This is a genomic window from Pseudoalteromonas rubra, from assembly GCF_001482385.1.
GTDB lineage: Bacteria > Pseudomonadota > Gammaproteobacteria > Enterobacterales > Alteromonadaceae > Pseudoalteromonas > Pseudoalteromonas ardens.
Genome location: NZ_CP013612.1, coordinates 1,034,065 through 1,035,960 on the forward strand (window position 1 = coordinate 1,034,065; position 1,896 = coordinate 1,035,960).

A 1,896-nucleotide genomic window follows, 5' to 3' on the forward strand; every position below is an offset into this window, starting at 1 on the left:
TTTGACCCAAACAGGCAGGCTGAGACAACAGCGTCTCAGCCTGAGTAATACCCATTTTAGTTTTAAGTAACCATTACAAGGCTGTTTTATGTTATATCGGCTAGTTTTATCTCATAAGAAACTCCTCATCCTTGCCACTTTGTTGAGTGTGGTCAGTGCATTATCTGGCATTGGCATCATCTCACTGGTTAATGCTGAGATAGAAAATGTGTCTAACCCCGACTCGGATGTGATCCGGGGGCTGACCATCTTTTTCGCTGCGTTGGCGGGATTTTTAACCTTCAGCGTCATTTCTCAGTACATACTGACTAAGTTGTCTGTTCAAATCATGGTGAGTATTCGGGAGAATCTGGTACAGCGGGTTTTATCGACCAGTTATGAGCAGATTGAGCGCGTTGGCGGTCACCGTATTTTCGCGACTCTGACCAAAGACATTGAGTCACTCACCGCCACACTGAGTGCCGTGCCACACGTCGCTTATAATCTGGCAACGGTACTGCTGTGTTTTGCTTATATGGCGTACCAGTCCTGGCAGCTGTTTTTGTTTGTGGGTGGCGTTTTGTTGCTGGCCATGGTGGTTGCCCAGCTGTTGATGGGATTAGGAATACAACGCTTCCAGGCGGTGCGGGAACTCGATGACAGCTTATTTAAGAACTTTCGTGCGCTGATCGACGGCGGTAAAGAGCTGAATATCAACTTCAACCGTAAGCGCTTTTTTTACAAGGATGTGGTGACGCCAAACATTCAGGAAATTAAAAAGTCGACGATTTCGGCGCACATTGTCTTTATCATTCTGAGCAACTGGACCAATTTAATCTTGTTCCTGGCGCTGGGATCTGTGGTCTTTATGTCACAGTTGTTTTTAAGTGGTATCGCCACGGCTGTGGTGGTGAGCTTTGTTCTGACGCTGGTGTATGTGATAGGGCCGCTGACGGTGTTGATTAACACCTATTCTGTGGTTGCCGAAGGCATAGTGTCGAGCCAAAAAATTGAAAAGTTACAGCTGTCTGAGGAGATCCTGACCGATCAACTGGACAACACCCTACACCCGGAGCATAACTGGCAAACCCTTGACATTGAAGGCATTGAATATGAATACCGCCGGGATGACAGCGACGACTATCACTTTTCAATTGGGCCAATCAGCACGCAGATCCAACGTGGTGAAATTGTCTTTCTGATCGGCGGTAATGGTTGTGGTAAATCAACCTTCGCAAAAGTGCTATGTGGTTTATATACGCCAACTCAGGGCAGCATTCGCCTCGATGGCCGCGATGCTGCGCATTCAATGGATTGGTACCGCTGTCACTTCAGCACTATTTTTTCTGACTTTTACCTGTTTGATCAGGTGATCGATGCCAACGGTATGCTGGCAGATGACGACAAAATTCGTCAGTACCTGAGTAAGCTGAAACTGGATCAGAAAGTGACAGTAGAAAAGGGCATTTTGTCGACGACTGAGCTGTCTCAGGGTCAGAAAAAGCGCCTGGGGCTGCTGTTGTCTTATATGGAAGATACGCCGCTGTATATCTTTGATGAATGGGCGGCCGATCAGGACCCTTACTTCAGAAACTTCTTCTATCGCGAATTGTTACCCGAGCTGAAATCGCTGGGTAAAACCGTGTTTGTGATTAGCCACGACGAGCATTACTTCTCACTGTCAGATCGGATCCTCAAGTTTGAAGCCGGTCAGATGGAAGACGTAACGACGTCATTCTCAGCGACAGCGCCAGTGATCGAGCGCCAGCCAGCAGCCCTGGCTTAATCGTCTGACAGGCGGGCTTGTGGTCCGCCACGTTTCGTTGCCTCCGGGCGAGGCCGTTAAGGACTGCCTTACGGCCAGAGTATTATCAAGGTTCCCGCACACCGGGACCAGTGAGTATGGATAGACCAATC

General features: G+C 48.4%; 1 protein-coding gene. It reads left to right on the forward strand.

Annotated elements, in window-relative coordinates:
* Positions 1-88: 88 nt before the first annotated feature.
* Positions 89-1,765: a cyclic peptide export ABC transporter gene (locus AT705_RS23460; protein ID WP_058798735.1), complete on the forward strand. Its 1,677-nt coding sequence runs from the start codon at positions 89-91 to the stop codon at positions 1,763-1,765.
* Positions 1,766-1,896 lie beyond the last annotated feature (131 nt).

Coding starts and splice junctions, on each gene's coding strand:
- AT705_RS23460 (WP_058798735.1), top strand. CDS start 89: ATGTTATATCGGCTAGTTTTATCTCATAAGAAACTCCTCATCCTTGCC.